General features: G+C 62.3%; 27 protein-coding genes, 1 tRNA gene and 1 pseudogene. 15 read left to right on the top strand and 14 right to left on the bottom strand.

Annotation, left to right across the window (positions count from 1 at the left end):
* Nucleotides 1–73: 73 nt before the first annotated feature.
* Genes BCAL_RS07100 through BCAL_RS07090 form a run of 3 tightly spaced genes read left to right on the top strand, consistent with a single transcriptional unit; the run spans nt 74 to nt 2874 of the window.
* Nucleotides 74–1699, top strand: a complete 1626-nt coding sequence (locus BCAL_RS07100; protein ID WP_043166034.1) for a nitrite/sulfite reductase — start codon at nt 74–76, stop codon at nt 1697–1699.
* Complete coding sequence (locus BCAL_RS07095) at nt 1696–2136, top strand: flavodoxin domain-containing protein (protein WP_043166032.1); 441 nt, start codon at nt 1696–1698, stop codon at nt 2134–2136. Before BCAL_RS07100 ends, BCAL_RS07095 begins: the two co-directional genes overlap by 4 nt.
* 39 nt (nt 2137–2175) lie before the next feature.
* Nucleotides 2176–2874, top strand: a complete 699-nt coding sequence (locus tag BCAL_RS07090) for a sirohydrochlorin chelatase (protein ID WP_043166030.1) — start codon at nt 2176–2178, stop codon at nt 2872–2874.
* A gap of 43 nt (nt 2875–2917) precedes the next feature.
* On the opposite strand, the pseudogene BCAL_RS07085 reads toward BCAL_RS07090, so the two are convergent.
* Nucleotides 2918–3115, bottom strand: a pseudogene (locus BCAL_RS07085) (ATP-binding cassette domain-containing protein); the annotation flags it as partial.
* A gap of 1196 nt (nt 3116–4311) precedes the next feature.
* Between BCAL_RS07085 and BCAL_RS12760 the strand changes: the two are divergent.
* Together BCAL_RS12760 and BCAL_RS12755 are read left to right on the top strand one after the other, a co-directional pair.
* Nucleotides 4312–4950 carry a hypothetical protein gene (locus BCAL_RS12760; protein WP_081887334.1) on the top strand — a complete coding sequence of 213 codons (639 nt, stop codon included), beginning with the start codon at nt 4312–4314 and terminating at the stop codon, nt 4948–4950.
* 6 nt (nt 4951–4956) lie between these two features.
* Nucleotides 4957–5433: a hypothetical protein gene (locus BCAL_RS12755; protein ID WP_081887333.1), complete on the top strand. Its 477-nt coding sequence runs from the start codon at nt 4957–4959 to the stop codon at nt 5431–5433.
* A 57-nt stretch (nt 5434–5490) separates the two neighbouring features.
* Here the strand turns inward: BCAL_RS12755 and BCAL_RS07080 are convergent, their stop codons facing one another.
* The 3 genes from BCAL_RS07080 to cbiM form a co-directional block, all read right to left on the bottom strand.
* Nucleotides 5491–6198: an energy-coupling factor ABC transporter ATP-binding protein gene (locus BCAL_RS07080; protein ID WP_202961953.1), complete on the bottom strand. Its 708-nt coding sequence runs from the start codon at nt 6196–6198 to the stop codon at nt 5491–5493.
* A gap of 113 nt (nt 6199–6311) precedes the next feature.
* A complete protein-coding gene (locus BCAL_RS07075) occupies nt 6312–7124 on the bottom strand; it encodes an energy-coupling factor transporter transmembrane component T (RefSeq protein ID WP_043166027.1) in 813 nt (270 codons plus the stop codon).
* A 7-nt stretch (nt 7125–7131) separates the two neighbouring features.
* On the bottom strand, nt 7132–8217 hold the full coding sequence (gene cbiM / locus BCAL_RS07070) for a cobalt transporter CbiM (protein WP_202961952.1): 1086 nt from the start codon (nt 8215–8217) through the stop codon (nt 7132–7134).
* A gap of 372 nt (nt 8218–8589) precedes the next feature.
* On the opposite strand from cbiM, the gene BCAL_RS07065 reads away from it, so the two are divergent.
* The 7 genes from BCAL_RS07065 to BCAL_RS07035 all read left to right on the top strand — a co-directional run bounded on the left by BCAL_RS07065 (nt 8590) and on the right by BCAL_RS07035 (nt 14635).
* Nucleotides 8590–9186, top strand: coding sequence for an urease accessory protein UreE (locus BCAL_RS07065; RefSeq protein WP_043166025.1), 597 nt, complete (start codon nt 8590–8592; stop codon nt 9184–9186).
* A gap of 49 nt (nt 9187–9235) precedes the next feature.
* Nucleotides 9236–10078: an urease accessory protein UreF gene (locus tag BCAL_RS07060; protein ID WP_238549656.1), complete on the top strand. Its 843-nt coding sequence runs from the start codon at nt 9236–9238 to the stop codon at nt 10076–10078.
* Between the two features lie 181 nt (nt 10079–10259).
* Nucleotides 10260–10868 carry an urease accessory protein UreG gene (gene ureG / locus BCAL_RS07055; RefSeq protein ID WP_043166023.1) on the top strand — a complete coding sequence of 203 codons (609 nt, stop codon included), beginning with the start codon at nt 10260–10262 and terminating at the stop codon, nt 10866–10868.
* Between the two features lie 13 nt (nt 10869–10881).
* Nucleotides 10882–11706, top strand: a complete 825-nt coding sequence (locus BCAL_RS12750; protein ID WP_081887332.1) for an urease accessory protein UreD — start codon at nt 10882–10884, stop codon at nt 11704–11706.
* Between the two features lie 228 nt (nt 11707–11934).
* Nucleotides 11935–12462 carry an FMN-binding protein gene (locus BCAL_RS07045; RefSeq protein WP_043166021.1) on the top strand — a complete coding sequence of 176 codons (528 nt, stop codon included), beginning with the start codon at nt 11935–11937 and terminating at the stop codon, nt 12460–12462.
* Between the two features lie 35 nt (nt 12463–12497).
* Nucleotides 12498–13271 carry an FAD:protein FMN transferase gene (locus BCAL_RS07040; protein ID WP_160268289.1) on the top strand — a complete coding sequence of 258 codons (774 nt, stop codon included), beginning with the start codon at nt 12498–12500 and terminating at the stop codon, nt 13269–13271.
* On the top strand, nt 13268–14635 hold the full coding sequence (locus BCAL_RS07035; RefSeq protein ID WP_052119154.1) for a ferric reductase-like transmembrane domain-containing protein: 1368 nt from the start codon (nt 13268–13270) through the stop codon (nt 14633–14635). Before BCAL_RS07040 ends, BCAL_RS07035 begins: the two co-directional genes overlap by 4 nt.
* Nucleotides 14636–14652: 17 nt before the next feature.
* On the opposite strand, the gene ureC is transcribed toward BCAL_RS07035, so the two are convergent.
* The 5 genes from ureC to BCAL_RS07010 form a co-directional block, all read right to left on the bottom strand.
* Nucleotides 14653–16377: an urease subunit alpha gene (gene ureC / locus BCAL_RS07030; RefSeq protein ID WP_043166018.1), complete on the bottom strand. Its 1725-nt coding sequence runs from the start codon at nt 16375–16377 to the stop codon at nt 14653–14655.
* 40 nt (nt 16378–16417) lie between these two features.
* Nucleotides 16418–17098, bottom strand: coding sequence for an urease subunit gamma (gene ureA, locus BCAL_RS07025; protein WP_043166016.1), 681 nt, complete (start codon nt 17096–17098; stop codon nt 16418–16420).
* 112 nt (nt 17099–17210) lie between these two features.
* On the bottom strand, nt 17211–18140 hold the full coding sequence (locus BCAL_RS07020; protein WP_043166013.1) for an AEC family transporter: 930 nt from the start codon (nt 18138–18140) through the stop codon (nt 17211–17213).
* A 14-nt stretch (nt 18141–18154) separates the two neighbouring features.
* On the bottom strand, nt 18155–20071 hold the full coding sequence (locus BCAL_RS07015; protein WP_238549655.1) for a DUF6541 family protein: 1917 nt from the start codon (nt 20069–20071) through the stop codon (nt 18155–18157).
* Between the two features lie 42 nt (nt 20072–20113).
* Nucleotides 20114–21151, bottom strand: coding sequence for a glycosyltransferase family 2 protein (locus BCAL_RS07010; protein ID WP_043166012.1), 1038 nt, complete (start codon nt 21149–21151; stop codon nt 20114–20116).
* Nucleotides 21152–21354: 203 nt separating this feature from the next.
* Here BCAL_RS07010 and BCAL_RS07005 point away from each other — a divergent pair.
* Nucleotides 21355–21442: transfer RNA gene (locus tag BCAL_RS07005), tRNA-Ser, on the top strand.
* Between the two features lie 412 nt (nt 21443–21854).
* Here BCAL_RS07005 and BCAL_RS07000 read toward each other — a convergent pair.
* The gene (locus BCAL_RS07000; RefSeq protein ID WP_043166009.1) at nt 21855–22634 is read right to left on the bottom strand and encodes an SDR family NAD(P)-dependent oxidoreductase; all 780 of its coding nucleotides are present in this window, start codon (nt 22632–22634) and stop codon (nt 21855–21857) included.
* 45 nt (nt 22635–22679) lie between these two features.
* On the bottom strand, nt 22680–23702 hold the full coding sequence (locus tag BCAL_RS06995; protein ID WP_043166007.1) for an NADP-dependent oxidoreductase: 1023 nt from the start codon (nt 23700–23702) through the stop codon (nt 22680–22682).
* Between the two features lie 166 nt (nt 23703–23868).
* Between BCAL_RS06995 and BCAL_RS06990 the strand changes: the two genes are divergently transcribed.
* Both BCAL_RS06990 and BCAL_RS06985 read left to right on the top strand, forming a co-directional pair.
* Entirely contained in the window at nt 23869–24321 is a 453-nt protein-coding gene (locus BCAL_RS06990; protein ID WP_043166005.1) for an RrF2 family transcriptional regulator, read from the top strand.
* A 206-nt stretch (nt 24322–24527) separates the two neighbouring features.
* Entirely contained in the window at nt 24528–25037 is a 510-nt protein-coding gene (locus BCAL_RS06985) for a GNAT family N-acetyltransferase (RefSeq protein ID WP_152600350.1), read from the top strand.
* Nucleotides 25038–25183: 146 nt separating this feature from the next.
* On the opposite strand, the gene BCAL_RS06980 is transcribed toward BCAL_RS06985, so the two are convergent.
* The 3 genes from BCAL_RS06980 to BCAL_RS06970 all read right to left on the bottom strand — a co-directional run bounded on the left by BCAL_RS06980 (nt 25184) and on the right by BCAL_RS06970 (nt 26948).
* Complete coding sequence (locus tag BCAL_RS06980) at nt 25184–25858, bottom strand: hypothetical protein (protein WP_202961951.1); 675 nt, start codon at nt 25856–25858, stop codon at nt 25184–25186.
* 8 nt (nt 25859–25866) lie between these two features.
* Entirely contained in the window at nt 25867–26316 is a 450-nt protein-coding gene (locus BCAL_RS06975) for a MarR family winged helix-turn-helix transcriptional regulator (RefSeq protein ID WP_043166000.1), read from the bottom strand.
* 242 nt (nt 26317–26558) lie between these two features.
* Entirely contained in the window at nt 26559–26948 is a 390-nt protein-coding gene (locus tag BCAL_RS06970) for an NAD(P)-dependent oxidoreductase (RefSeq protein WP_476559202.1), read from the bottom strand.
* Between the last annotated feature and the right edge of the window lie 12 nt (nt 26949–26960).

Here is a 26960-nt window from a genome sequence, read left to right as displayed (position 1 = left end):
GTTTTGACACCGCAATCCGGCGTTTGTAGGCTCCCGACTCAACAGGGGTTCAACCACTCGAATTGGGGGCAGCATGAGCTACATCGCCACATGGGCGGACCAGAAGCTCAACGGCAACGAGATCGCCAAGCTCAAGGAGGACGGCCTTGACGTGTTCAAGGACCTCCCCGAGCTGGTGAAGAAGCCGTTCTCGGAAATCGACCCGAGCTATTTCATGTACTTCAAGTACGCGGGTCTGACGGTCCAGAAGCCGCAGACCGACGGGTACTTCATGATGCGCATCAAGATCCCGGGCGGCCGCGTCACGGTCAAGCAGGCCGATCACATCGCCTGGATCGGCGAGAAGTACGGTCACGGCATCATCGACCTGACCACGCGTCAGGCGGTGCAGTACCACTGGATCCCGTTCGCGGAGCTCGTCGACATCTTCGCCGGCATCACGAACGTGGGATTGACGACGGTGGGAGCCGAGGGCGATATCACCCGCAACATCGTCGACAACACGCTCTCCGGCATCGACCCGGACGAGCTGTTCGACACGCGCCAGACCGTGATGGACGTCTACCACCGCTTCCAGGGCAACTACGACTACTCGAACCTGCCGCGCAAGTTCAAGATCTCGATCAGCAGCAACGTGTACAACTCGGCTGACGCGCAGATCAACGACGTGGCCTTCACGCCCGCCACCAAGCGCATCGGACGCCACACCGTCAAGGGCTTCAACGTGTTCGTCGGCGGCGGTCTCGGCATGAAGCCGTACCTCGCGCAGCAGCTCAACATCTTCGTCACCCCCGATCGCGTGGCCGACGTGGCCGAGGTGATCTGCCAGGTCTACCGCGACTACGGCTACCGCCGCAGCCGCTCCAAGGCGCGACTGAAGTTCCTCGTGGCCGACTGGGGCGCCGAGCAGTTCGAGGACAAGGTGCGCGAATCCCTGCCCGACCTGCAGACCAAGGGTCGCAGCAAGGTCAAGGGCTGGAACAGCGGCAACGCGCTCGGCGTGCATCGCCAGAAGCAGGACGGCTACTACTACGTGGGCGTCTCCGTGCCGTCCGGCCGTATCACCGCGGACGACTTCCGCGCACTGACCGACGTGGCCCGCAACTACGGACGCGACGAGATCCGCTTCGATCACTGCCAGAACATGATCATCCCGTGGATCCCGGAGGACAAGCTCGCCGAGGTCGAGGCTCTGCCGATCTTCGAGCGCTTCTCGATCCACCCGCATCTCTTGGCCGACTACGGCAACACCTGCACGGGCGCCGAGTACTGCAACCTCGCGAACGCGCACACGAAGACCGTGTTCAAGCCGCTGATCGAGAACCTCGACAAGCGCTTCGCGTTCGACACCCCCATCAACGTGACGATGACCGGATGCGGCAGCAACTGCGCCCACCGTTCCATCGCCGACATCGGCATCGAGGGCGTGCACGCGCGCACCCCCGACCGTCAGCATGTGGAGGGCTACAAGCTCTCCGTAGGTGGCAGCCTCCTTGGCGAGGGCCACTTCAACGAGCCGCTCAAGGGAGTGTTCTCCAAGGAGCAGCTCGCCGACGCGGTCGCGTCGATCCTGACCGACTATCAGGACAACCACGTGGGAACCGAAACGTTCTATGACTACTACAACCGTCAGGGAACCGATCATTTCCAGGAAACCCTCAACCAATTCATCGAAACCCTACCGGAGGTACTGAAGTGAGCACCAAGATCATCTACACCAGCGCGACTGGCAACACCAAGGAAGCCGTCGAGATCCTGCAGGAGGCGCTGGAGGATCTGGGCCAGGACGTCGAGGTCATCGACGCGGAGGACGGCGTGGAGGTCGACGAGTTCTTCGACGGCGCCGACAACTACGTCATCGCCAGCTGGTCCGACGGCGCGAACGGCGAGGTCCCCGGCGGCATCGTCGACTTCTACGACGATCTGGACGGCGCCGACCTGTCCGGCAAGAAGGTCGCGGTCATCGGCACCGGCGACACCAGCTACCCGCACTTCTGCGCGGCGGTCGACTTCTTCGAGAAGCTCGTCACCGACGACGGCGCGGAACTGGCCGCACCGAGCGTCAAGATCGAGCTCGCTCCCGACGACGACGCGATCAAGCGTCTGAAGGATCTGGCGAAGACCCTCGCCGCCTGAGCAATCACACCGAACCACCCCAAAGGAAGCACCGACACCATGACCACCGGTTATCTCTACGTACTGCATGGCCGCCGCGGCAAGATCCCCGAGTCGAATCTCGAACTGCTCGCCGGATTCATCGCCGACGAGGGCCAGCTCGGCCGCATCTCGTTCCTCGAGGGCGACGAGCAGACCCTGGAGGACGGCATCACCGACCTGCAGTCGCAGCCCGGAGTCGACCATCTGGTCATCGTGCCGGTGCTCCTCTATTCGGCCACGCACATGCGCTGGGACATTCCGGAGCGCTCGGCCAAGGTGCTCGACCCCGCGATCAAGGTCACGGTGACCGAACCGCTGGCCGAGACGGAGGCGGTCGAACGCTATCTGGAGCGTACGCTCGGCGCGGCCGTACAGGCGTTCCCGAACCGTCGCGTGCTGCTCATCGCACACGGCACGCCTCACTTCCCCGAGCCGTTCGAGCAGCTGCAGGCGCTCGCCGCGCGGGTGGGGAAGGCGATCGGCGTCGAGATCGTGCCCACGAACCATGTGGGCCACCCGAAGATCGAGGAGACGCTGGTGGACGAGCACGGCCCGTTCATCGTCGAGCGCCTGTTCCTGACGGACGGGCGACTCGCCGCCAAGATGAAGGCGCGCGTCCAGGCGATCGAATCCGGGGACATCTTCCTGCCCACGCTGGAGGACGACCCGGGCATCATCAACGCGATTCGCGAGCGCCTCACGCAAGCCGGCGTGTGATTGTTGCGTCGCTGACAGCTCCCCTCGTCAGAGAGGAGCCAAGCTATGCGGTTCCGGGCATCCGTACGATGTGCGCGCCGAGCGCTTCGACGATGTCGTGATGGTGGGTGGAGATGAGGACCGTCTTGCCGGCCTCGACGTAGGCCTTGAGGACGCGCACGACCAGCGCGGTGTTCTCCGAGTCGAGGCTGTCGGTCGGCTCGTCGAGCACCATGAGATCAGGGTTCAGCGACATCACACAGGCGACGGCGACGCGCTTCGCTCAACGCCAACTTCGGACCGCGGTCCATTCTTCATCGATGCCCAACATCTCGTTTTCCTACGTGCGATTTGCGTTGATGCCGAGACCTCCGATGTAATGCAGATCGTCGATCCGGTATTCCTCTGTCGACAGACGGGGAATACACTTTCACATCGAGCGCAGCAAGCAAACTAGTGTAAACACTACTAGTATCTCGCGCCGTAAATTCGTTGATGAATTGACCACCCCTCAGACCCGCTTCGCGGACTAGCTCGTCCTGCAGCTATGGACGCACTACGCGCGCAGCCGACTGACTTGTCTGTCGGCTGCGCGCGTTGCCTACACACAGCTCCGCTGTTTGCTTCACGGCAACGTCCCGTCAGAGGGGGGCCGATACCACTCAAACAATTGCAAGACAGACCGCTAGACACTCGGCCGCGCCACCACAGACCGACTCAATTGCGTCGTCCGGCCGTGCCGCCTCGGCCATGTCGCCCGCCCGCATCCCCTCAGCCATGCCTCCCGGCTGCGCCTCCTGCGGTGCCACTCAACGCATTTTTCGGCGGTTTTGGCGTTGAGTGGCACGACGATGCGTCATTGCCGCCTCACCGTCTTTTTGACGTGTTGTCAAAACGGCCATTTTCCAACGATTCCACAACAACCGGTATCGCAAGGACTGTCCCTGCCGCCGATGCGTCTGCCACTCAACGCTGAAAATCGCCGGAATCGCGTTGAGTGGCACGGTTTTCTGCCACCCGACGAACATCAACCGATTGACCTGCGTTGAGCGGCAGACTCGTCACGCATCCATCCCCGATCCACCTCGTTCGCCGATCGAATCCTACGGGATCGAACGTTTTCTCCGCTTCCCCCACCTCTCAACGCCGGCCCCTATAGGATCGGACGTTTTCACAACCCCGCAAGCCACCATAACGTCGGATCCTACGGGATCGGACGCGATGAGGCGGGAAATGTGGGTTATCGTGGTGATCCTATGGGGTCGGGCGTAATGAGCTCAGACCGGACTAGGCACTCAGGCCGGACTTGTTTACCAAGTGGATAGTTGACGCGACCTATGTTCTGCGCCGTAAATTCATCAACGAATTTACGGCGCAGAACACTAGCACAATAGTACATGTGATAATATTGTTAAGCATCAAACTTAAATAAACGGACCGACAAGGAGATCGATCTAAATGACATTTAGAAAAACTGCCGCTATCATTTTGACAATTATTCTCTCGGCAAACATATCACCACTTGCATACTCACAAGAAAACAGAACCAGCACACACTCTATAAAATATTCATATTCATCAAATCCACATGATATCATAATAAAAACCGATGGAATTAGCATTAGCGGAAGATTTTACACAATTAAAGAGTTTGAATCCTTACTGAATAAGGCTGTATTAATAGCAGATATCGGAGGCAATCAGACAAGGGTTGCCATTGCTGCTGGCATTTATTTTATACCCGGAATAGGTGAAATCGCTATTGCCGCTACGGGTGCCATAGTAGTTGCAGGCGCTACAGTTGCCGTAGGATCATGGCTCTACAAGACAATCACAAATTGGCTTAACGATTCCGCCAAACAAGAAATTGCTCGAGTAAAAGGAGCGATTCCTTCAAGGTTACGCAACAGCGACGGCAATGTAGATTTAAGTAAGTTTAAAGATAAGGTCAAAGGTAAAAACGCCTATAGAGAGAAGGGCGGATGGACCATAGACAAAGACACAGCAGGGCATGGCGGAAGAAAGTGGAAGCTAAAGAACAAAAACGGCAATAGAATTGCCTCACTAGGCAGCAATGGCGAAGTATTAGGGAAGTAGTCGAATATGTACGAAGACGTTGACTTTCTACAACAATCAAGTCAATATTATTTCATTGATTACATACCATACGATACCAATGATCCATCCTTCCTAGAATTGGAAGAATATTTTGAAAATACATATATTGGCTTATTTGCAGAAAAGATTTCTCGTATACTGCTTAAAATAATGTACTATACACCTTGTCAAGTCTATTTGACAAGACCCGAAAATCCTTCAGCAGATTACGAATACGATAGAAACATAAGATCTTATCCACCAGAAAAAATGGATTCAGCCATCAAGAAAGTCATCATTGATGACTTCACATCACTTCAAGTGTTACTCGATTCACCACGAGTACTCATCAGTGTTTGTGGCGGTTTCTCCGTAACTTTTTACGGCCTCAAGAAAGAAATGGACCTATTCAACGTATGCAATCAGTTGGTAACCCAAGAAGGTCTTTTCCTAAAATATGGCACTGACAACAATACGAAATAGGTTTTCGTCCGCGCACATGCTGTAATCCGACACGCTTTCGCCTGCACTTCGGCGCGCTCAGCCCATCCGTACGATGTGCGCGCCGAGCGCTTCGACGATGTCGTGATGGTGGGTGGAGATGAGGACCGTCTTGCCGGCCTCGACGTAGGCCTTGAGGACGCGCACGACCAGCGCGGTGTTCTCCGAGTCGAGGCTGTCGGTCGGCTCGTCGAGCACCATGAGATCAGGGTTCAGCGACATCACACAGGCAACGGCGACGCGCTTCTTCTCCCCGCCGGAGAGGCGGTAGGGCGCGCGATCGACGAATCGTTCCAGGTCGAACAGCCGGATGATGTCATTCACGCGACGTTCGACCTCCGCATCCGGTAGACCCATCTGCGTCGGACCGAACGCGATCTCCTCCCCCACCGATGGGCAGAACAGCTGCGTATCGGAGTTCTGGAACACGAAGCCGATGCGCTGGTGCAGCGCCTTGGCGAATCGGCTGTTGCGCTTTTCGACCTCGACTCGCGTGACGGGCGTGCCGCCGAAGCGGTATTCGCCGGCGGTCGGGAATTCAAGCGCGTTGATGATGCGCATCACCGTGGTCTTGCCGATACCGTTGGGCCCCAGCAGTGCGACGCACTCGCCGCGATTGACCGTCAAATTGAAGTCGTTGAGGACGGCGCGACGGCCGGGTTCGGCGCCTGTGACGTCCGCACCGACATCGCGGTACGCGAAGCAGACATGCGACAACTCGACTAACGGATCCCCGTCAAACATCATTCCTCCAGTCTAAGATCCCACCACCTCTGGCTCCCCTTGTCAGGGGAGCTGGCCTGCGAAGCAGGTCTGAGGGGTAGTCCGTTCATCGATGGATTGCCGGTGCGGAATGCCCTTTATCCGCAGTAGACGGCGAACGCGATCATCGCCGCGATGACGAGCGCGTAGATCGCGTTGGGTACGGTGACGAGCGGATCGCGGCGCACATGGTAGTGGCCGTTGAAGCCGCGGCAGACCATCGCCTCAGCCATCTGCTTCGCCTGTGTATTGGCACGCAGGAACAGCGCGCCCATCACGCGGCCCGCGGACATGAGCTTGTGCGAGTCGCGGCCGACGCTGCGCAGTCTCAGCGCGTCGAGCAGGGAGACCATCGACCGACCGAGGATGTCGATGAACTGCACGGTCACATCGCACACGTAGATCACCGAATCGGGGCAGCCGACGCCCTTGAGCCCGGCGATCAGGTGGTTCCACGGCACCGTGCGGGCGAGTGCGATCACCAGCGACACGGCGACGAACGCCTTGACGACGAGTCGCACGGGCGCACTGTACTGGCCGATGAACACGCTCGGCGCAGAGAGGATGAAACTCAGCACGCACACCGCGAGCGCGGGTTTGACGATCGCGACGATCATGCGCGCCGGGCGCATCGCCAGCATGACGAGCACGACGGCGAGCATCACGTATGCGAACAGCATGTTGCGCGTTGCGTTGACGCACACGATCGCGGCCGGCACGCCGATGATGCGCAGGGACGGCGATACCGCGCACAACGCGCGGTCGACCGGACTGTGCGTGACCGGCAGCGGGGCGCCGACCTGTTCGAGCATCCCGCCGAGGTGGGCGAGATTGTGCTCGATGAACGACGAGCGGTCATCGACCGGCTCGTACCGTTCCGGCTCCCCCAGCCACGCGGGAAGGGACGCCATCAGGCGATCACGCCTTCGCCCCGACCGCCTTGCGATCACGCACGGCGAGGGCGAGCAGGCGGAAGACGATGGTCATGACGGCGATGCCGATCACGGCGGACAGGATGTAGCCGACGATGTCCGGCAGTCCCGCGAGCGAGTAGTCGGGCAGCAGAGCGTTCCACGTGAAACCATGCGCGATGTACTGCGGAACATAGTCAAGTCCGGTGGCTGCCATGAAGTCCTCGGCACCCCACTCGCCCCACGCGTCGCCGGTGGCGATCAGTCCCAGCGGAGAAAGCAACGCAACGACGCCGAGCGCGATCCATGCGGAGGTGCGCAGACCGGAATGGGCGGAGGACGCGGGTCCGTCGGACGTCGTCACACGCGCGTTGGCCTCGATGATCTCCGGAGCGGTGCGGCGCACGAATTCGACGACGACCACCGTCACCAGGCCTTCGACCACGCCCGCGACCGCGAGGTGCGGGATGAGCATGGCGGGGATCGTCACGGTGAAGGAGAACGGGAAGTAGAGCGCCTGGCCGGCGGCGTCACGGAACAGCAGCGGCTGCACGCCAAGCTCGAGCGCGACGCAGAACGCGGCGAGCGTGATGCCGATGTAGCCGGCGATGAACTCGGCCACGCGTTCCTTCCAGCCGTCGGGAAGAATCTTGCGCAGTCCGACGTACAGGCCGTAGGCGACGAACGGCAGGACGAACGCCATGTTGAAGCAGTTGGCGCCGAGCGTGATCAGTCCGCCGTCGCCGAAGAGCAGCGCCTGCAGCAGCAGGGCGACCGACACGGCGACCGTCGCGTACTGGGGGCCGAGCAGCAGGGCGATCAGCGCGCCACCGACGCCATGCGCGGTGGTGCCGCCGGGGGTCGGCACGTTGAACATCATGATGAGGAACGAGAACGCGGCGCCCGCGCCGAGGTACGCCATCTTCTCGGGGGTGCTGTTGCGGATCACGGAGCGGAAGCACAGCACCCAGACCGGGATCATGATCACCCAGAACACCGCGCCGGTGGACGGCGAGATGAAGTTGTCGGGAATATGCATCGCCAACGTCACGGATTGCGGGTCGTACAACATGGCAGCCTCTCTCTCGTCCATATCGTGGACATTGCTGATGAAGAACGTTGCAGCGCAGTCGAAAAGACCATTCGACCTTGCGTTGCTGGGAACGTAATATCACATGCGCGTTGCACCATGTAAACGACGACCCCACACAGGTTGCAAACATTGGCAACACGCCGATTACAAGCGTTTCACCGTCACGCCAAAATCGCGATTCAGAGGACTTCTTCCAAAGTATTTTCCGGATTTTCCATCATGCGCTCGTTACATAACGACGCATCGAGGACCCTAGACTGAGTGTCCGTACAGCGGACATCCGGCATGACGATCACGGCAACGTGAGCCCACGCACACGAAGTATCTCGTCACGCCGCATGAACCGCATGACACTCACGATAAGGAGGGCGGATGATCGCCAAGGAGATCACCGGCAACATCATCAGCCAGCACTACGACGACGGCAAACTCGAGGTGCCGGTCGCCTTCGACTGGTTCGAAACGGACAAGAAGCGCATGATGAAGGTCGCCGAGGACGGCACCGAACTCGGCGTGATGGTCGGCCAGACCATCAAGGACGGCGACGTGCTCGCCGAGACCGCCGACAAGCGCTATTTCGCGCGCATCCGCACCGCGCAGCTCATCGAGATCCCGGTCGACTCGATGAAGGAGATGGGTCGCCTGTGCTTCGAGCTGGGCAACCGTCACCTGAGCCTCAAGGTGGAGGATGACCGCGTGCTCGTGCCGTACGACCACCCGACGATGGAGTACACGAAGAAGATCGGCTACGAACCGCACATCATCGAGGGCAGCTTCGACGGATTCCTCATCGTCAAGGCGCACGCGGGCACCGGCACGATCATCCCCGGCACCAACAAGACCACGGGCGACGTGGCCGAGGAGGAGCAGGAGGCCGAAGCCGACGCCGAATACGAGCTCAACGGCGTACTGCATCGCCCGGACGGCTCGCACAGCCACGACGGCGGCCACACCTGGCACACACACTGAGCCACGTCCGGCACCTTCCATTCCGATCTCCCGATCCGAGGCACCATCGATGACCATGAAAAACGCCGACATCGCGGCGCTCAATGACGCGCAGGCGCGACACCTCGCCATGCTGCAGGTGTGCGACAGCGTGTTCCCGGTGGGCGCGTTCGCGCTGTCCAACGGCATGGAGACGTTCGTGCAGCGCGATTTCCTGCGTCGCGGCGCCGACTTCGAGCAGTACGTGCGCGATTATCTGGCCGTCGCCCCGTACAGGGAGATCGGGCAGATGGTCCTCGCCGGCAAGTACGGCACCGATCGACGCATGTCGGCGGCCGGGCTGGAGCGCAAGGTGATCGCGCTGGACGAGCTCGCGTCGGCCCTGCAGTCGGCGCGCGAGATCCGCGAGGGCAGCGAGCGCATGTGCACCCGTCTGCTCAAGCTCGTCCGACAGATGGACGCCGCCCACGAGATGCGAGATGCGCGCGACGGCGAGATCATCGCCGTACACGAGCACGCCACCGAACGCCACCGCCTGGAGGGCGCGACCGACGCGCTGTACGGGTCGCCGAAACTCGACCTGTACGCGCGTCTCATCGCAGACGGACGATGCCGCGGCGTCCACGCGATCGCGATGGGCCTGTACGCGGCCGATCACGCGGCCGGCGTGCGTGAGGCCGCCGTCACCTACGGCTATTCGCTGCTCAGCGCCCTGACGATGTGCGCGGCGAAGGCGATCCCCTTAAGCCAGTACGTCGGCCAGGTCGCCCTGCACGACGCGTTCCCGCGCCTCATCCGCGCCGTGGACATCGCCCTGACCCTGAAACCCGAGGATCTCGGCATCTCCGGCGCCTACCTCGACATAGCCGCCATGCAACACGAAACCCTCTACTCCCGCCTCTACATGAGCTAGTCCCTCGCCCCTACTCCCCTACGTAGGACATACATCCTACGCACCAATTCCGCGCAAACGAGGTGTGGGCCGCGATATACGATGCGCGACCGTAGGCTTGGCCGAACGGCCTTGAGTGTGTCGTGCATCGTATATCGCGGCCCATACCGGACACCAGCCAACCGCAATATAAGGAGAAACAATGTCCTACGTACGCATCGGCATCGCCGGCCCCGTCGGTTCCGGCAAGACCGCCCTCATCGAGCGCCTCACCCGCAAGATGGCCGACGAATACAGCATCTGCGTCGTCACGAACGACATCTACACGAAGGAGGACGCCGAGTTCCTCATCGAGCACAGTCGTCTCTCCCCCGACCGCATCGTCGGCGTCGAGACCGGCGGCTGCCCTCACACCGCGATCCGCGAGGACTGCTCGATGAACCTCGAGGCGTGCGAGGAGATGGCTCGCATGCATCCGGACGTGCAGATCATGTTCGTCGAATCGGGTGGCGATAACCTGTCCGCGACGTTCAGCCCGGATCTGGCCGACGCGACGATCTATGTGATCGCGACGGACGAGGGCGACAAGATCCCGCGCAAGGGCGGCCCGGGCGTCACCCGCTCCGACCTGCTCGTGATCAACAAGGCGGATCTGGCGCCGCTGGTCCACGCCGATCTGGACGTGATGGCCCGCGATTCGGAGAAGATGCGCAACGGCCGCCCGTACATCTTCACCGACCTGATGGGAGGCGCGGGCGTCGACGACGTGATCGCGTGGATCAAGAAGAACGTCCTGTTCGAAGGCGTGTGATCCGGGAGTTTCCATGGGCAGTAGCACTTTCCGTCTGGCCACCGCGTTCCGTCATGGGCGCACGAAGATCGACGACGTGTATTTCGAGGCGCCGTTCAAGCTGATGACGCCGTTCACGAACGGCCGTCACTCCGATTTCATCGTGATGCTCGCCTCCCCCGGTTTCCTGAAAGGCGATGAGGCGCATATCGAGATCGATTTCGGCCCCGACACCGATTCGACGATCAGGACGCAGAGCTACGAGAAGGTGCTGGACACGGCCGACGGGTCGGCGTCGCGCACGATCGAACTGACCGCGCGAGGCGACGCGAAGGCCGTGTTCCTGCCATTCCCGGTGATCCCGTTCCGCGGGAGCACGTTCTCGAATCTGACGACGGCACATATCGACCACGAGTCGACGTTCGTGTATGCGGATGTGGTGACGTGCGGCCGCGTCGGCATGGACGAGCGGTGGGCGATGCGCCGGTTCACGAACCGCATGCGCGTGTATGTGGGCGACCGTCTAGCGTTCGCCGATCGCATGCTGCTTGAACCGGACGCGTTCGACTACACGGGCATCGGCATGTGGCGCGAGTTCACCCACTGCGGCGTGCTGTACGCGCACCTGCCGGAGGTGGACGGCGATGACGGCAACAGCGCCAGCACCGAGGCAACGCGCATCGCAGCCGAGGATGCCCTGATCGATCGCATCCGATCACACGCGGACGCGATCGGCCTCACCGGCGAACTGGGCGTGAGCCGCGCGGTGAACGGCGTGTGCGTGCGCCTGCTCACCACGCGCGGCGACGACGCCTTCGACTTCATCAAGGATGTCGCCGACATGGTGACCGAAGGCTGACAGCCGCCGACAATACCTCGATGAGAGATATGTCACAATCATAGCGTTTTTCAGCTCACTTTCAGATTTCCCCTATTTTCCACCCAGATCGCAATAGGTATCGTGACACCGGCGGAACGCGTCAACGGCTTACGCAGTACCATGCAGCACGCGTTCCACAGGGCTTAGCCATGACGTATCCGGCATGCCCAACAAGGCGTTTCGTCACTTATATGAGGGGGATCCATCATGAAGGCAACCATCACGAAAGCGGCCATCGCCGTAGTCGCGGGACTGGCCATCGTGGCCGACGCGTTCCTGCTGTTCGTCAAGCCGCATCTGGCCCAGCAGGGAGCGTCCAGTGCTCTGGCCCAGTCGACCCGATCGGGAGGCGGTTCCGCCGATTCGGGATCGACGTCCGGTTCCAGCGGCGCGGATGGCTCGGGCACCTCATCCGGGGATTCCTCATCTTCCGCATCGTCCGGCGAACTCCAGGACGGCACATACACATCCGTCGCGTCACCGAACGCGTACGGCGAGATCCAGCTGCAGGTCACCGTCAAGGGTGGCAAGATCACCGACATCGCGACGGTCAAAATGCCGACCCACGGCCGCTCGCAGTCGGTGAACGCGCAGGCGATCCCCGAGTTGACGGACCGGGCGATCAGCGCGCAGAGCGCCGAAATCCAGTTCGTCTCGGGTGCGACCGAGACCTCCACGGCGTTCGTCAACTCGCTGCAGGACGCCATCAACCAGTCACTCAACGCCGGCAAATGACAGCCTCGGTCATCAGGGCGCGCGTCATCCATGCGATGACCATTCCGTTCACCATTCAGCTCGTCGGCGGCCACGAGGCCGCCACGGAACGACTCGACATGCTGCTCGACGAGATCACACCGCGTATCGCGACGTTCCTCGCCGATATCGACTCGACGTTCTCGCCGTTCCGCGATGATTCCCAGGTCGCGGCGGCGAGGCGCGGCGACTGGTCGGCGCTGCTGAGAAACCCCGCGTTCGCCGAGATCTACGCGCTCGCGCAACAGGCCAAGGCCCTGACCGACGGTCACTTCGATCCAATGCATAAGGGCGTCTACGACCCGACCGGCATCGTCAAGGGCTGGGCCGTGGAGGAAGCGCATCGCCGATTCCTCAAGCCGCTGCTCGACGCCGGACGGTGCGAGGCCGCAGCGATCGGAGGAGGAGGCGACATCCAAACCGGCGTGAGCAACAACAGTTGTTTCACGTGGAACATCGGCGTCGCCGACCCCTTCTCACCCACACACGACGCGACCCTGCGCACGATCACCATGCGCAACGGCGGCATCGCCACATCGGGCACGTCAGCACGCGGCGAACACATCACCCGACGTACGCACGATCTCGCACAGGTCACCGTCGTCGACGATCGCCTCACGTTTGCGGACATGTGGGCGACGGCCGCGATTAGCGCCGGCGAGCGCGACTTCCGAACGATGATCGCCCGAGCGACGCTCCAGGCGGTGCTCGTGCGCACAGATGGAACAGTGGCCGAGATCACGCCGGAAACATCAGAAACAACGAAGAGAGACATCAAGGACCGATCATGAAATTCCTCACCTCGCATATCGCCCTCGCATGGGCCACGGTGCTGTTCATCGTGCCGCTGCCGTTCCTCGCGACGCTGGCCGCGGGCTATCCGACGCTGTACGCCGATACGCTGTTCGGCGCGGAGATCGGCGTCGTCGCGTACACGTGGATGCTGGCGGCCGTGTATCTCGCGTGCCGTCCGCGCTGGGTGGACCGCACGGTCGGCCTGCCGCACATGTACATGATTCATGGCGTGCTGGCGATTCTGGCGATCACCCTCGCGTTCGTACACCAGTCGCTGCTGCCGGGTGCGGGCGCGCTGATCAGCCTGACCGGGCATACGGGACTGTATCTGTTCATCGCGGTGGCGGTGTGGTCGCTGGTGTTCATGGCCGGGTGGCTGACGTCGCGCGTGGCTTGGCTCGCCAAGGTCAAGCGTGCGCTGGAGCGGCTGTTCCGTCACGAGATGAGCGTGTGGCTGCATCGTCTCAATCTGGTGGCGATCGCGCTGATCGTCATCCATGTGCATGTGATCGACTACATCGCGTCGAACCGCCCGTTCCTGTTCCTCTTCGACGCGGCGACGATCGCGGTGTTCGCCTACTACGTGTGGAGTTCGGTGAGCCGTCGCGCGTTCACACTGCGCGGTCGCGTCGCGTCGGTTCGCCCAATCGCGCCGCGCGTGACCGAACTGCGCATCGCGATCGACGATTCCGGGCGTGCGGCAAAGTCCGGGACGCGTTCCTCGATCCGTTGGAATCCGGGTGATTTCGCGTTCATCTCGTTCCCGGGCGTACGCGGGATGCATGAACTGCACCCGTTCTCGCTGACCAACTCGTATGCGGGCGATGGCCAGGAAACATCCCGCCAGGCCCCGGTCATGTCGTTCGCGATCCGCGCGGACGGCGATTTCACCTCGAAGATCGCCTCGCTCAAGCCGGGCGAACGCGTGCGCGTCGTGCCGCCGTACGGCCGTTACGCCGAGTTCATCAGGGAGCATGACGCGCAGTCGCCCGCGCACTCCCCCACTCCGCTGGTGCTGATCGCCGGCGGCATCGGCGTCACCCCGCTGATCGGCGTGCTCACCGCGTACGCAGCCGCGACCACCCCTACCCCGCGCATCGTCGACTTCCTGTACACCGCGCGATCGGAGCGTGATTTCATCTACCGCGACGAGCTGGAACGGTTCGGCGCCTCGTCGCCGAACACGCGCGTGCGGCTGAAAACCGGCCGCGCGGATGAGGCGTTGATCGCGCCGATGATCCGCCCGGGCGCGATCTACCTGATCGCCGGCCCGATGCCGATGATGGACGCGGTGCGCGAGATCCTCGCCAAGCACGGCGTCGCATCAACCGACATCTACTACGAACCCTTCGCGATGTAGAGGCTACACGCGCGTCCTCAGAACAGGAAGTAGCGCTGGGTGAGCGGCAGCTCGTACGCCGGATCGGAGTGGACAAGCTCGCCGTCGACCGTCACCTGGAACGTCTCCGGGTTGACCTGGATGTCGGCGAGTGTGTCGTTGAACTTCAGGTCCTTCTTGCCGATCGTGCGGCATCCGCGCACCGGCAGCACCTGACGCGCCAGGCCGAGCTTGCCCTTGATGTCGTCGTCGACCGCGGCCTGCGAGACGAACGTCGCGCAGGAGCTCGACAGCGCACGGCCCAGCGCGCCGAACATGTCACGGTAGTAGACCGGCTCCGGGGTCGGGATCGAGGCGTTCGCGTCGCCCATACGCGAGTAGGCGATCGTGCCGCCCTTGATGACCATCTCCGGCTTCGCGCCGAACATCGACGGCTGCCAGAGCACGAGATCGGCCATCTTGCCGACCTCGATCGAGCCCACGTAGTCGGCGATGCCATGCGTGATGGCCGGGTTGATCGTGAACTTCGACACGTAGCGCTTGACGCGGAAGTTGTCGTTGCGGTTGTTGTCGTGCTCGTCCTCCGGCAGGGGGCCGCGCTGCTTCTTCATCTTGTCGGCGGTCTGGATCGTGCGGGTGATGACCTCGCCGACGCGACCCATGGCCTGCGAGTCGGAGCTCATCATCGAGATGATGCCGAGATCGTGCAGTACGTCCTCCGCGCCGATCGTCTCGGGGCGGATGCGCGAGTCGGCGAAGGAGATGTCCTCCGGCACATTGCGATCGAGATGGTGGCAGACCATCATCATGTCGAGATGCTCGTCGATCGTGTTGCGCGTGTACGGCATCGTCGGGTTCGTGGAGCTCGGCAGCACGTTCGGGAAGCCGGCCACGCGGATGATGTCCGGGGCGTGGCCGCCGCCGGCGCCCTCGGTGTGGTAGGTATGGATCGCGCGCCCCTTGAACGCGGCGATCGTGTCCTCGACGCAGCCGCCCTCGTTGAGCGTGTCGGTATGGATCGCGACCTGGATGTCCATGTCGTCGGCGACGCCGAGGCAGGTGTCGATGACGGCCGGTGTGGCGCCCCAGTCCTCGTGGATCTTCAATCCCGCGGCGCCGGCGCGGATCTGCTCGCGCAACGGTTCGGGGCTGGAGTCGTTGCCCTTACCGAGGTAGGCGATGTTGACCGGCAGCGCCTCGGCCGCCTCGATCATGCGGGCCAGGTGGAACGCGCCCGGGTTGCAGGTGGTCGCGTTGGTGCCATCGGCCGGGCCGGTGCCGCCGCCGACCATCGTGGTGACGCCGCCCGCGAGCGCGGTGCGGATTTGCTGCGGGGAGATGAAGTGGATGTGCGTGTCGAGGCCGCCCGCCGTGACGATCAGGCCCTCGCCGGCGATCGCCTCGGTGCCCGAGCCGACTTCGAGGCCGGGGGTGACGCCGCTCATGGTCTGCGGGTTGCCGGCCTTGCCGATCGCGCTGATCTTGCCGTTTTTCAGGCCGATGTCTGCCTTGTAGATGCCGGTCCAGTCGACGATCAGCGCGTTGGTGATGACGGTGTCGGGCGATTCGGCGTCGAGCTGGACGCTGGACTGGCCCATGCCGTCGCGGAACGATTTGCCGCCGCCGAACTTCAGTTCGTCGCCGTAGTGCGTGTAGTCCTTCTCGACTTCGATGATGAGGCTGGTGTCGCCGAGGCGGACGCGGTCTCCGGTGGTCGGGCCGAACATGCCCGCGTAGTCCTTGCGTGTGATGGTCTTGCTCATGGTGTGTGTCCCGTTCCTGCCGATGTTCCTGCCGATCGAATCAAATACCGAGGAAGCCCAGTTCGTGGGCCTTCCTGAACGCGGCCTCGCGCACCTGCGGGTCGTCGAGCTTGCCTTCGACGAGCGCGCTGAAGCCGTGGATCTCGCGGGTGCCGCCGATGTCGATCAGGCGCACGCGATGGGCCTCGCCCGGCTCGAATCGCACGGCGGTGCCGGCGGCGATGTCGAGTCGCTTGCCGTAGGCGGCCTTGCGGTCGAACTTCAGGTACTTGTTGACTTCGAAGAAGTGGAAGTGGGAGCCGATCTGGATCGGACGGTCGGCGGTGTTGACGACGTCGAGTTCGATGGCGTCCTTGCCGTCGTTCAGGGTCAGGTCGTCGTCCGCGAGCAGATATTCGCCGGGAACGAGCTTCTCGGTCGATTCGATCGGGTTGTGGATCGACACGAGCTTGGTGCCGTCGGGGAACGTGGCCTCCACTTCGACAACCTCGAGCATTTCGGCGACGCCGTCCATCACGTCCTCGGGCTTCAGCAGCGTGCGCCCGTAGGACATGAGTTCGGCGACGGTCGCGCCCTCGCGTGCGCGTTCGACGCATTCGGAGGAGATCAGCGCGATCGCCTCGACGTAGTTGAGCTTCACCCCCCGCGACTTGCGGTCCTTGGCGAGCTGTCCCGCCAAATACAGCATGAGCTTGTCGGTCTCCCGTGGTGTCAGTCTCATCAAGGCCCCCATCGTCCGTATGGTCGTTGCGTGCGTCTCACGAATCGGGCACATTCTACGGCCGCTACAAGAACGATATGTTTCCGCGTCTCGCGGGGCGCGGGCGGACTCGTCACGCCGTGGGCAGCAGGGCGTGCAGTACGGTCATCACCACCAGGCCGATGATCGCGGTGACGGTCAGCGAGAAGCCGGCGAGCTTCGCATTGCCGGTCAGCGAATCGGTGAACTTGGTCGAGAAGATCGTGACCGGGGCGAACGCGCCCAGCACGATGATCTCGCGGATACGCGCGTCGAACGGCAGCAGGAACCACGCGGCGAGCGCGATGATCACACCGAACACCGCACGCCACGCGATCACCTTCGCGAGCTCCACCTTGTCCTTGCGATTGTCGGGCACCTCCATCATGAGACCGATCATCGCCATCGCGCAGAACGCGTTCGCGTTGGCGAACGGCGTGATCAGGGTGACGATCGGCTGCGGGATCGTGATGCGCAGGAACATGAACACGAGCATCAGCATGTAGATGTCGAACGAGATCGACCCGAGGAAGTCGCGGGCGATGTTGCGCAGCCGAAGCCGCCACGGCAGGGCCTTGAAGTTGTCGTCCATCTTGAGCAGCGTGCGCGTGATCGTCAGCGACCCTGCGGTGGCGACGGTCGCGTTGCCGATATCGAGCATGATGATCGGCAGGCCGGCGGAAGCGCCCATGAACGTCTGCACGACCGGCAGACAGAACGCGCCAAGGTTGAGACCGGACGCGTTGAGCATCTGGAAGGCGCGGTAGTTGCGTTCGTCGCCGCGCGAGCCGAAGTAGACGACGAACAGCGGGATCAGGCAGGCGAAGAAGCCGAACAGCACGATCCACAGCATGCGCATGTCATGCTTGTTCGTCGCGAACGACAGGATGATCGCGCAGGGCAGGGTCAGATTGAACACAAGTCCCTGCGCGACCTTGTAGTCGCGTTCGCCGAACACATGCAGATGCTTGAGCGCGTAGGTGCCGACGATGACCAGCAGCAGGGAGCAGGCTTGGAAGAGCATGCTCCCGTTCTACCTCACCGTGTGCAGCCGAAGCGGTAGAGCGCCCACCCCTTGGCATAGTCGGCGCGATCCGAGTAGTCGCGCACCTTGACGAGCGTGCCGTCGGCCGTGTACTTGGCGATGAGATCCTCGCGGTGGAACGGATCGTACTGCTGGCGGAACGTGAACATCTGGAGGCTTGGCGCCTGACCGCCCATCACGAGGAAGTATTCGGGCTTGTCCTGTTCGATCGGGCAGACCGTGTCGAGCAGGGTCGTCTTGTCGCCGGAGTCGAACGCACGCTCGACCGCGCCGAAGATCGCGCCGTTCTTTTCGGCCATCGGATTGTAGATCGGGTAGAGCATGTTCACGTCGAACACGGTCTTGCCGTACATCGACCCGTTGAGCGGATCGGAGATGACCGCCGCTCCCGGTTCGACCGTGCGTGCCACGTCGGCGAGAATGCCGTACTTCGTGTCCGTGAGCTGCTCGTCGGGCTGGGCGTCGGTCAGGGTCATGTTCGCGTAGATGTCGTGCGCGAGTCTGGCGCGATTCGCGTTGCCCCAGCCGGTGATCGACCCATCGGGCCCGCTCGTCACGCCGCCGAACTGCGCGCCCACGGCGAGCGCGGCAAGGGCGGCGACCATGATCGCCGAGATGGTGCGGCGGGCGCGGAACGGATGCGGGGATGGGATCGTCGTCTCATGCAGCGCACTCGCGGCGAAGACGAGCAGGGTGACGATCGCGAGCGGGATCATCGTGAGAGGTCTGGTCTCGGCGCGATACCACGCGGCCGCTACGATGTTCGGGAACCACCCGGTGAGCGCCGTCGAGCACACGTAGAGCAGCCCGAACAGCACCACGACCAACAGCACCGAAATCGCATCCTTGCGCAGGAAACCCGTCTTCTCGGTCACAACCGCAATAATCGTCACGACTACGGCCGCGACCACCATCACCGCCATCATGATGCCCGCGGGCCCGTCGATGTTGTCGGTGACGAACACGCGCAGGGCGTCGGGAACCGTGCGATTCGGCACGAACGTGTGGAACCAGTCGCCCGGATTGAAGTAGCGGCTCGACTTGTAGTGCGTGATCATGTACGCGAGGAACGCACCCGCGCCGAGCACGCAGGCGGCGAGCGCGGCGAGAATGAATCGCCATGGCAGTCGCATGAGCAGGAACGGGCCGATGAACAGCAGCCAGGTGAACGTCATGCGCGGGTGCGCGAACACGGTGATACCACCGGTCAGCACGGTGATCGCGCTCCAGCGGATGATCGCGGATCGCGCGACGATCGCGTCGAACAGTCGCAGCGTCGCGTACAGCCAGAACGGCAGCAACGAGAAGGCGAGGCCGTAGGCGACGAGCGGGCCGGAGGCGAGCATCTGGAACGGATGGCTGGCCGAGGCAACCGATAGCAGCGGTACGATCAGCGCCATCGCACAGGGGAAGACGGGAACCCTGCCGGCTGGCGCACGGGCGCCGCGCACGCCGCGGCAGGTCCAGTACGAGGAGAGCAGCTGCATGCCGGCCGGCCAGACGAGTCCCGCGCCGGCGATCCACACGACGTTGAACGCGGTGTAGATGCTCATCTCAGCGCCGAAGAGCCGCGCGATCGCGATCAGTCCGGCGGCGAGCAGGTGGAACAGCGGCGGATAGTACGCGTCGTTGGGCCACAGGTGCGTGGCCGCGCCGATCCCCTCGTCCAAGATGCGTCGGATGAAGTAGTAGTGGGCGGGCGCGTCGATCTGATGCAGCGGATACTGCCACGCCGCGTCCCCCTTGGGGAACCACGCGACGACCACGGCGAACGCGAGCAGCACGCCGATCGTCATGCACGCGGGCAGGGCGACGAGCGGGGCGAGACGGCGCGGCATGACAGACGCGCCGGACGTCGACGTACCGGACGTGACCGTACCGGGCGTGAACGTGTCGGAAACGGTGTTCATCGACTTGATCGACATGTGACGGGCGGCTCCGAATCGCCCGGATCAGTCGTCGAGATCGAGCGTGTCCGGCAGCGGGGCCGGCATCGGGCGCCACGAGCGGTCGCGCAGGAGCTTGCGCGAATCCCACCAGCCCTTGGCGATCTGCACGATGCCGGTCCTCAAGTGCTCGCGATCGACCATGACGAGTCGAATGAGCTCCTTGGCGGCGGTCGCGGCGGTGCCGAGCGCGAAGAGGAACGGGCGATAGTCGCCGTAGACCATGAAGTAGCGGGCCATGTAGCCGCGATTGCGCATGATGTGATAGCGGTTCATGTCGGACGTGGAGTTGAGCTGGCGCACGCCGGCAATGTCCCAGTTGCCGATCTCGCGCGTGCGGCGCAGCACCACATCGGGCACGACGATCGGGGCGGTGACCTTGCTCGCGCGATAGCCGTAGATCGTGTCGTCCCAATAGATGAAGAAGCGCGGGTCGGGCAGGCCGATCGCCTTGACGACGCGGCGGTTGAACAGGCCGCCTTCGAAGCACAGCGTGTTCATCGTGCGGTATCCGGCGCGGCCGAAGGCGGCCGGGGCGATCGGGTTCGGGATGCCCAGGCCGATGCGGAAATCGTACTGCCAGTAGAACGGGCCGCCGTCATAGTCGAAGCGGGATCCCTGGATGACCTCGTGGCGCAGGGTCCACGGGGCGAGCTTGGCGATCGCGTCGGGCAGGACGGCGACGTCGTCGTCCATCACCCAGAACCATTCGGCACCCAACTGGTACGCCTTCTTGACGCCTGCGGAGAAGCCGCCCGCGCCGCCGAGGTTCTCGGCCTGCGGCGCGTAGACGACGCGCGACTGGTTGCCGGACCGGTCGGCGACGGTCCTACCCCACTGCGCGTTCGCCTTGGCCTCGAGATCGGCGACCATGGACTTCGTCTCGTCGGACTGCTCGTTGTCCACGACGATGACGCGCCACGGGGCCTGTTCGAGCGCGAGAATCGACTCGAACAGAGTGGCGAGCAGGTTCTGGCGCTTGTACGTGGTGATGACCATCGCAAGGTGGTCGATGGACTTGGGCGTCTTCTTCACATCAGTCATGTGCTTTATTCTCTCACTACGCCCCGCCACGGCCCTCGCGGCCAATCGGCACGAGCCTCACGCCCAATCGGCGATGAATCCGTAATCCCCAAAACCGTTGCGGCACAACACAACACGCCGTATGGTGGCAGATTTTGCAGAAGCTGGTATCGTATGACGAGTTGCGTTCGAAGCCTGCTTGTCTAGGGGCGGAGAGACAACACGGAGGATTCGCCTAGTGGTCTATGGCGCACGCTTGGAAAGCGTGTTGGTGTAACAGCCTCACGAGTTCGAATCTCGTATCCTCCGCCATCGCCCTTTTCCCGCCCAAAGGAAAAGGGCTTTTTCATTGCCAAAACGGCGGTATTTCAACGGTTTCAAGCCATTCCGCCGATCTGCGCACCCACGATTTTCCCCAATCAACGATGCGGGCCTGATAGTATGCCCCTACACATGTCCGCAGCAATGTGAGACTTCCAAGAACCGGGGGTAATCCCCCGGCATTTCATCTGCACCATCGAACTGACTGCGCTCACGTACGAGAACCACGAGCAAACCGCAACCGACGAACGCTTCTTCGAATCGGCACGCACCTTCAAGAAGAACTTCCTCAAAAAGGTACGGAAGCATCAGCTGACGGCTCAGTAAATCTCATCCAAGCCGGCATCCACACCGCATAGGCACCTTTCATCGACGCCGTCGAACCGCGGCAGTCAGCGTATGGTCACATGTTCGCGACAGATACGCCAAACGTGATCGGCAGGATCTTGGCCAGAAACGCGAGCAACTTGTTGAACGGATGCGGCAGGTAGATGGCCTTGTTCCGCTTGACTGCACGGATTGAACCGATCGCCACATCACGCGGGTCCAGCACCGGCAGCGACGTCCGCTTCCTCGGCCTCGCATCCGAGACCGCACCGGCGGACGGTTCAGAACCACGCGACAGCATCGGCGTATCCATCAGTCCTGGTTGCGCCACGGTGACATGGATGCCGTGCGGCTTGAGTTCCTGCCGCAGCACGACGGACAAGGTGCGCACATAGGACTTGCTGGCACTGTACGCCGCCAGGTTGCCCACAGGTGAGGCTCCAAGAATGGAGCCGGTCTCCAAGATCATGGACCCGCGTTGCATGTACGGCAGGCATAGGCGCGTGACCATCGTGGCCGCCGTGACGTTGAGCTGCACCAACTGCAGTAGGCGCTGCGGATCCTCATCGGCGAACGGCCGGCTCGCACCGACGCCCGCGTTGCTGACAAGCATACGGATGACAGGCTTGGCGGCGTCAAGCCTGTCATGCAGTTCGTCAAAGCTGCGCGAATCGGTCAGATCGAGCGGAACCGGCACGATGCGAACGCTCTGATATTCAGAGGCGATTCGTTCGAGTTTGCCTTTGCTGCGAGCGATTATCCAGATCTCCCGGATTTCCGGGCACTCACGGATGATCGCATCAATATACGCCCGGCCAAGGCCAGAACTTGCGCCGGTGATAATAGCGATAGGCATTGCCGATCCCCTCCCTTTCATTCGCGTTCGTCAATTACCCGACGATCAGAACCGAACCACGACCTTGCCTGATGCGCGTCCTCCCATGCCGGCGACAAGCTTGAGCGCCGCTTGAATGTCGTCAAGACGGAGCATGTGCGGGTCGATGGAGGGGCGCACATCACGCTCCTTCACGATGTCGGTGACATGACGCAGCTGTTCGCCATCCGCCCGCACGAAGATGAATTCGTACCGCTTGCCCTGCGCCTGCGCCTTCTTGTCGAGCTTCGATCCGGCGAGCGAGAACAGCGCGCGCTTGAGGAACGGCATCCGCATGCGTTCGGCGAACGCCTTGTTGGGCACGCCACGCAGGCTGAGCAGCGTGCCACCGGGTTTCAGCACGGACAGCTCACGGTCGAACTCGGCCGGTCCGAGCGTATCGATCACGTAGTCGACACTGACGCCGGCCTGCCAGTAATCCTCCGCACGGTAGTCGAGATACCGGTCGGCGCCGAGGGCGAGGATCTCGTCGCACGAGCGCTCGTTACCGGTGACGGTGACGTCCAGCCCCAGCGATTTGGCGATCGGCACGGCCATGCGTCCGAAGCTGCCCGAGCCTCCGGGAATGAGGACGCTCTGCCCCGGCTTGGCGTCCAGGACCTCCGTGAACGCCTGCCACGCGGTCAGACCGGTGAGCGGGATGGTCGCGGCCTCGTCGAAATCATAGCCCTCGGGCATCGGTGCCACAGCGTCGGCGGGCAATGCGGCGAATTCGGCGAGCGCGCCGGGGCGGTCGATCGGCGTGCGGGCATACACGCGATCACCCGGCTGGAATCCGCGCACCGCATCACCCACGCGTTCCACGACGCCGGCGACCTCGTTGCCGAGCGTGACCGGCATCGGATAATCCTGGATCAGCTTGACTGCGCCGGCGGCGACCAGCAATTCCAGCGGATTGACAGCCGCCGCCTTGACGCGGATCAGTATGTCGCGGTCGCCGATGGACGGTTCGGGGATCTCGTTGACCTCAACCCCCGCAATGGCCTTGGCGACGTCCTTCTCGTAACGGTTGATCTGCGCTGCTCGCATGGTGGCGCGTCCTTTCTTCGATTCCGCAGGTGTTGGATTTCCGACGACCCAGTAATGTAATATTTAGAATTACATTAAACCATATCGTGACGCCGGGATATCGTCAACACAGCGGCAACGCAACGCGTGAACACATGGAACGACGGCACGAAGGACGGGAGGACGCATGCACATCAGCATGAAATGCTCAGTGGCAGTGCACTGCCTCATCTTCATGAACGAGGCCGGCAGCGACGACCGCGTCACCAGCACGCTGCTGGCCGAAAGCACCGGATGCAACCCCGCAAGCATTCGAGCGCTCTTCGCCGCGCTCAAAAAAGCCGGCATCATCGACGTCCAACGAGGCAACGTCGGCGCGCACCTGATCCAAGACCCCAAGGACGTGACACTGCTCGACATCCAGAACGCCGTCGAACCCGATGGATTGGCCACGATGATCGGCGTCCACCAATACAAGGGACAGTCATGCCCCGTGGCGCGGAATATCCACGCCACGCTCGCCCCCTCCTACGAGAAGATCGAACACGCCACAGCCGAGGCCATGCGCTCCATCACGCTGGCGGACATCATCGACGACTACCACACCCAACTCAACGACAAACCCACGCAGCGCCAATGACACCGCGAGCACAGGGCATCCACCGGCAAACACGCGCAAAAAGCCATGAACGAAACCAACGAACCACGCCGCCTCGTGAGACCCAACGCCCCGACGCCGATTCCGGCCCCGAGTCCCGCGAATCCGAAGAACTCAACGCAACCACCCCGGTTTCTCGCACTGAATCCCCCACGAAACAAGCGAACACCGGTCCTACAATGAAACTCATGACGCTTCGCATTGCTCCGATTGAACCGCAGTGGTTCGGACAGAAAGCACAAGTCCAGTCACATACATGGCATGAGCTGAATCAAGGCCACATCCCTCAGGAAATCGCAGACGCGATCACCCCCGATTTCGCACTGAGACTGACGCGTAACGCTGCGAACAACAGCAATCAAGCGACGTTGGTGGCGTTGGACGACAATCAGGTAATCGGATTTGCGGAACTGCTGCGCACTCCACGACCGCCGATCAACCGGCCCGACGCAGCGGAGCTGGCCTCGCTCTATGTGCTGACCGCCCATCACCGCAAAGGCGTCGGACGGATGCTGGTCGAAGCCGGCAAACACGCGATCGGCAACGATCGACTTGCCTTATGGGTGATGGCATTCAACGCGAACGCGCAAGGATTCTACCGACATATCGGATTCCACGAAACCGGTCACACGCAAACCGAAGACATGGGACCGGAACTGGAAATGATCAACTACGCAGGCGAACCCAATCAACGGTAAAGACCTGACCATGTCTCATACACGGGTCCGCAGCAACGTGAGACCTCCAAGAGCCGGGAACCCCGGCATTTTTATTGTCAGAGTTTCATCGCCCGGATAGGATTGCGGAACCGGGAACTAACGCAATGTCGGACGCACGGCAGCGGCTACAGGAGATACCCGCCGGTAAGCCAATAGGCCGTCGCGTCGGCAGTCAGCAGGATGGCGACAACGATCAGCGCGCCATGCAGCATGTGGTTGAACATCGTCTGGTTTCGCGCCTTCCACTCGTCCAGCCTAGCGGCGAGCGCGTCGAGGCGATTGCATTGGATGGCTGCATACACGACCATCGCCAGACATTGACTGACCACGAACCACAGGGCCAGCAGCAGCGCGGCCATGACGACACTATGCGATTCCCCTCCGATGAGCATCACCGCATAGAACGTGGGATCGGTAAACGAGGTGACCGCGAACACGAAGCCCACGGCTATATGTCCCAACGCACCGCCGCGGACGGCTTCATGTGGCTGCTTCTTCTCGCGCTTGGGACCGGCAAAGACCCGTCTCGCCACCCAAAGCAGGATGACGACGGATACGGCAAGTTCCGCAATCGCCCAGAACCGACTGCCGTCATCAGGCAGGACGCTTTGCAGGAAACCGGCCGCCGCGGCTCCCATCGACGCCGCAAGCACCGTGCCGACAAGAATCGTGGAGATTGCGAACGACAGGAAGAACAATGTGATTCGGGACTTCCTCTCTCCTCGCAGCCTCATCGACATCATGTACGCCGCGGTGATGGGGTCGATGCCGAGCACTCCCAGCCCGATCGTATTCAGCATCCGGTGAGTCAACGCGCAGCCTCCAGCTCGTCGAGCTTGCGGCGGAAGGAATCAAGATAGCGGTTCACCAGTCGCAGTATCGCCTGCTGGTCCTCGACCGGCATCTCGTCGAACACCTCGCTTTCGGCGCGTTCGACCGGCAGCACCCGCTCGCGCATCACACGCTCCCCCTGCACGGTCAGATGCATGCGCATCTCCCGACCTTCGCCTTGACGCAGCTCGATCAGCCCGTCCTGCACCATCCTTCTGACGGACGAGTTCACCGTCTGCTTGTTCAGGCACGCATACCGGCACACGGCGGTCTGGGTGCATCCCTCCCCCAGGACCAGCATCGCCTGCAGGATACCGTATGCACTATCGGACAGGCCGCGGGCGGCGGCTATCTCATGGTAGAGCCCCTCGATCTGCCGGTTCAGCCGATCGAACTCCCGCAAGGTCTCGTTCTGCCTGAATTCCATGATTATGTCCTCCCGCACACACCTCGAGTATGAAATCATACTCACAAAATAGTATGATTTCATACTCGCGTCAACATCCACGCACGAGCCAGACCACGTCCAAACTCCCCCAAATCGCATCCGCACCAGCGCAACAAGACATTCTGCCGCTCAGCTGCATTTTCCGCCAATCGGACGCCGACCCGCAGGAGCACACACCGACTCACGGCACGGATGGGGAAGCGTCTCCGTGTGCGACGGCGTTACCAGCGCACGGAGATGCGCTCGCCGATGTGCGCGTCGGCGGGCGCCTTGGACAGCTCATCGACGATGGCGATGGCGTAGTCGGCGTAGCTGACCGCGCTTTCGCCATCCGCGTTCGTAGTGAACTCCTCGCCGGCGAGCGCGTACTCGCCGGTGCGCGGTCCGTCGGCGCGGAAGTCGGCGGCCGGCGAGACGTACGTCCACTTCACGTCGGAACGCTTGCGCAGTTCGGCGAGCGATTCGCCCATCGCGGTGGCGAGCGGCTTGAACTCGGGCGGGAATCCCTCGGACTGGCTCAGCTGCAGCGTATGCGCGGCGTCAAGGTACAGGCTGCCGGCACCGCCGACCACGATCAGGCGGGTGTCGGTTCCGGAGAGGATGTCGACCAAGTGCTGGATCGA

This window comes from Bifidobacterium callitrichos DSM 23973, assembly GCF_000741175.1.
Lineage (GTDB): Bacteria > Actinomycetota > Actinomycetes > Actinomycetales > Bifidobacteriaceae > Bifidobacterium > Bifidobacterium callitrichos.
This window is presented reverse-complemented; position numbering and strand designations above follow the sequence as displayed.

Bases quoted from the DNA above. Each gene is read 5' to 3' on its own strand.
- cbiM (WP_202961952.1), bottom strand. From the start codon at position 8,217: ATGGACGAGAGAGAGGCTGCCATGTTGTACGACCCGCAATCCGTGACG.
- BCAL_RS07060 (WP_238549656.1), top strand. From the start codon at position 9,236: ATGACCATGAAAAACGCCGACATCGCGGCGCTCAATGACGCGCAGGCG.
- ureA (WP_043166016.1), bottom strand. From the start codon at position 17,098: ATGAGACTGACACCACGGGAGACCGACAAGCTCATGCTGTATTTGGCG.
- BCAL_RS06980 (WP_202961951.1), bottom strand. From the start codon at position 25,858: ATGCTGAATACGATCGGGCTGGGAGTGCTCGGCATCGACCCCATCACC.
- BCAL_RS07075 (WP_043166027.1), bottom strand. From the start codon at position 7,124: ATGGCGTCCCTTCCCGCGTGGCTGGGGGAGCCGGAACGGTACGAGCCG.
- BCAL_RS07045 (WP_043166021.1), top strand. From the start codon at position 11,935: ATGAAGGCAACCATCACGAAAGCGGCCATCGCCGTAGTCGCGGGACTG.
- BCAL_RS06985 (WP_152600350.1), top strand. From the start codon at position 24,528: ATGACGCTTCGCATTGCTCCGATTGAACCGCAGTGGTTCGGACAGAAA.
- BCAL_RS07100 (WP_043166034.1), top strand. From the start codon at position 74: ATGAGCTACATCGCCACATGGGCGGACCAGAAGCTCAACGGCAACGAG.
- BCAL_RS07090 (WP_043166030.1), top strand. From the start codon at position 2,176: ATGACCACCGGTTATCTCTACGTACTGCATGGCCGCCGCGGCAAGATC.
- BCAL_RS06975 (WP_043166000.1), bottom strand. From the start codon at position 26,316: ATGGAATTCAGGCAGAACGAGACCTTGCGGGAGTTCGATCGGCTGAAC.
- BCAL_RS07065 (WP_043166025.1), top strand. From the start codon at position 8,590: ATGATCGCCAAGGAGATCACCGGCAACATCATCAGCCAGCACTACGAC.
- BCAL_RS07035 (WP_052119154.1), top strand. From the start codon at position 13,268: ATGAAATTCCTCACCTCGCATATCGCCCTCGCATGGGCCACGGTGCTG.
- BCAL_RS07020 (WP_043166013.1), bottom strand. From the start codon at position 18,140: ATGCTCTTCCAAGCCTGCTCCCTGCTGCTGGTCATCGTCGGCACCTAC.
- BCAL_RS12760 (WP_081887334.1), top strand. From the start codon at position 4,312: ATGACATTTAGAAAAACTGCCGCTATCATTTTGACAATTATTCTCTCG.
- BCAL_RS12750 (WP_081887332.1), top strand. From the start codon at position 10,882: ATGGGCAGTAGCACTTTCCGTCTGGCCACCGCGTTCCGTCATGGGCGC.
- ureG (WP_043166023.1), top strand. From the start codon at position 10,260: ATGTCCTACGTACGCATCGGCATCGCCGGCCCCGTCGGTTCCGGCAAG.
- BCAL_RS07000 (WP_043166009.1), bottom strand. From the start codon at position 22,634: ATGCCTATCGCTATTATCACCGGCGCAAGTTCTGGCCTTGGCCGGGCG.
- BCAL_RS06995 (WP_043166007.1), bottom strand. From the start codon at position 23,702: ATGCGAGCAGCGCAGATCAACCGTTACGAGAAGGACGTCGCCAAGGCC.
- BCAL_RS07080 (WP_202961953.1), bottom strand. From the start codon at position 6,198: ATGATGTTTGACGGGGATCCGTTAGTCGAGTTGTCGCATGTCTGCTTC.
- BCAL_RS06990 (WP_043166005.1), top strand. From the start codon at position 23,869: ATGCACATCAGCATGAAATGCTCAGTGGCAGTGCACTGCCTCATCTTC.
- BCAL_RS07015 (WP_238549655.1), bottom strand. From the start codon at position 20,071: ATGAACACCGTTTCCGACACGTTCACGCCCGGTACGGTCACGTCCGGT.
- BCAL_RS07040 (WP_160268289.1), top strand. From the start codon at position 12,498: ATGACCATTCCGTTCACCATTCAGCTCGTCGGCGGCCACGAGGCCGCC.
- ureC (WP_043166018.1), bottom strand. From the start codon at position 16,377: ATGAGCAAGACCATCACACGCAAGGACTACGCGGGCATGTTCGGCCCG.
- BCAL_RS12755 (WP_081887333.1), top strand. From the start codon at position 4,957: ATGTACGAAGACGTTGACTTTCTACAACAATCAAGTCAATATTATTTC.
- BCAL_RS07010 (WP_043166012.1), bottom strand. From the start codon at position 21,151: ATGACTGATGTGAAGAAGACGCCCAAGTCCATCGACCACCTTGCGATG.